The organism is Burkholderia sp. Bp8963, from assembly GCF_003854275.1.
Lineage (GTDB): Bacteria > Pseudomonadota > Gammaproteobacteria > Burkholderiales > Burkholderiaceae > Burkholderia.
The window spans coordinates 1-2,560 of the sequence record NZ_QTQP01000120.1; the positions used below are offsets into that span (position 1 = coordinate 1).

The 2,560-nt window shown below is 60.0% G+C and carries 1 protein-coding gene, 3 tRNA genes and 2 rRNA genes; all 6 read left to right on the top strand.

The genetic code is table 11. The features are described from left to right. Nucleotides 1-101: ribosomal RNA gene (locus DID96_RS37465) — 23S ribosomal RNA — on the top strand; the annotation flags it as partial. A 150-nt stretch (nucleotides 102-251) separates the two neighbouring features. Further along, nucleotides 252-364 (top strand): 5S ribosomal RNA (gene rrf / locus DID96_RS37470). Nucleotides 365-1,995: 1,631 nt separating this feature from the next. Further along, nucleotides 1,996-2,081 (top strand) — tRNA-Tyr (locus DID96_RS37475). A gap of 43 nt (nucleotides 2,082-2,124) precedes the next feature. Continuing rightward, a tRNA-Gly gene (locus DID96_RS37480) sits at nucleotides 2,125-2,198 on the top strand. Nucleotides 2,199-2,223: 25 nt separating this feature from the next. Continuing rightward, nucleotides 2,224-2,298, top strand: a tRNA-Thr gene (locus DID96_RS37485). 63 nt (nucleotides 2,299-2,361) lie between these two features. Next, the coding region (locus DID96_RS37490) for a GTP-binding protein (protein ID WP_237431447.1) at nucleotides 2,362-2,560 on the top strand (199 nt) is incomplete at its 3' end.

Genomic DNA, 2,560 nt, shown 5'->3' on the forward strand with positions numbered 1-2,560 from the left:
CCTTGAAGGGTCGTTCGAGACCAGGACGTTGATAGGTCAGGTGTGTAAGCGCAGTAATGCGTTCAGCTAACTGATACTAATTGCCCGTAAGGCTTGATCCTATAACAAGTCTGCCTTGTTGATCGGCGCCGTGCTCAAGCACTGGCCGCGATCCAGGCGACAAGTTGATTCTCGTGTGTGATACACACAACCTAAATTACTGCTTCTTCCAAGATTGGTCGCGCTGCGAAGCACCGCGACAACCCTCTTTGCCTGATGACCATAGCGAGTCGGTCCCACCCCTTCCCATCCCGAACAGGACCGTGAAACGACTCTACGCCGATGATAGTGCGGATTCCCGTGTGAAAGTAGGTAATCGTCAGGCTCCCTAAGCCAGAAACCCCCGCCCGACAGGCGGGGGTTTTTGCATTGGCGCGGCGGAAATGCGTGGGGCTCCCCGCGCCAGCTGGTCACCGGCGCCCGTTACGCAGCCATTCCGACGCGGCCGCAGTGGCGGCGCAGCGCGTCGCTCCGACAATGCGCCGAGGCATCAGCTCGGATTCCAGGGGCACGCCCCATCTTTGGATGCCGGGGAGGGCGTCCGGCGCGGCCGGTCGTCCCGGCCAGGGTGCCGTGTGATTTTGGCGTCCCGGGACAGCGAATCGTGCCGGCCGTAGCGCTCGGCGGATCCGCCAGGCGCGCTGTACTAGCTTCCTGTCTCCGGCGCTCCAGAGCGCCCCCATTACCATTGCGAGCCGGCAACCTCATATGGCTCGAGAGCGCTGGCAGGGGGCCGTGCGTCGAGCGTAAACAGGCTGGATACAAATTCCCACAGATCACCCGGCGCAGGGCAGGTGAGCCGGGAATCCGTGCGCGATTCCGGTGCCCGTTCGCTAAGCCCTCTCGACGCTGCACAACAACTCTCCTTCTTCATGCATCCGGCCGCGATGAGCCGCGGCCTGTTTGGCGAACCGTGCGCGTGGCTGGTGTAGTTGCACGAGCGCGATCGCAAATCATTCGGGGCTCACTCATCGTCCGCACTGCGAGGAACCGTACCGGTCAGCAGTAGCTCGCCGGCATCAGCACGATTCCCGATTCGGCAGGAAACACGGACATTTTTATTGGGGCAGTGTTCGAGGCGCCTGCGGTAGCGTGAGGACAGTGCGTCACTGCATTAACCCTCCCTCATTCCCGTGATGTTGCTCGGTTTCCGCACACGCGTTGCGTGCCGCAAACAGCCGATCCCGCCATGACGAGAGCTACCGCGTCTAACGCAAACCATAGGCGTCGCTGTCGATCAGCTGAGGTTACGCGCGCCGCGGCAATCAAGGCCCTTGAACGCTCCTTTGAGGCATTCCTTGCCTCGGCGTGGCTTGACCTCGCCGTCTTCACGGAGTCGCGCATCGATTCGGCCCCGTATAGATTCGCTCAGATCGATCGAGGCCGCTGGTCCCGATCGAACACAATGCGGCTCGGTCATCGGTGCATCTCGGTAAGCCAGGCGAGAGGGAAATGTGTAGCTCCACCAGGAGCGGGATGTTCTCCCGCGTAGCGGCTTCGAGACTAGCGGAGCCCGCACGGACGCGTTGCAGTGCAAGCGGAACGCCGCGCCGAAACGAAATCCAGCAGTTCGGTGGCGAGCCTCCAGGTGTCGGCCGAACGCGTCGGAGCGGGGGCACACCTGCCCGAAACTGCGTTCAATTATGCTCGGCACGAAATTTGCGGGATTTTTGCGTCTCCCCACTTGGCTTTATCGCCGGAAGGCCGTATGATGGCGGTCTTCTGATTTTCCGGCGTGAGTGCAAATTCACGTGAAAATCGGAATTTGACGAAGATGTGGGGCAGCACGGTGCCAAGCAAAATCTTCGTCGCTCGCGCAAGGGTTCCACCTGCAGCGATGGCGACGATGAGCTTGTTTGGGGCTCGCCGGCCAGGCACTCTCGGAGAGAATGAAAATAATCTTCGCGATGTGCTTGACACCGGTTCGATGTACCCCCATAATCGTCAGTTCTCTACGGAGGGGTGCCCGAGTGGCTAAAGGGGGCAGACTGTAAATCTGTTGGCTTACGCCTACGTTGGTTCGAATCCAACCTCCTCCACCAAGATATCAACGCAGAGAGCGGCAGGGAATCGTTAGTGGCCCGTGCGGGTGTAGCTCAATGGTAGAGCAGAAGCCTTCCAAGCTTACGACGAGGGTTCGATTCCCTTCACCCGCTCCAGTTCGTGCAGTTGAAGCGTGAAACCGCCCATGTGGCTCAGTGGTAGAGCACTCCCTTGGTAAGGGAGAGGTCGGCAGTTCGATCCTGCCCATGGGCACCAGCAGTATAGTCAGTGTCTGTTTGCGCGCGGCGCAACATGTGAAATTCCTTTCGGGAGTTGAAAATGGCCAAGGAAAAATTCGAGCGGACCAAGCCGCACGTGAACGTTGGTACGATTGGTCACGTCGACCACGGTAAGACGACGCTGACGGCAGCGATCACGACGGTGCTGACGAAGAAGTTCGGCGGCGAAGCGAAGGCATACGACCAGATCGACGCGGCACCGGAAGAAAAGGCGCGCGGCATCACGATCAACACCGCAC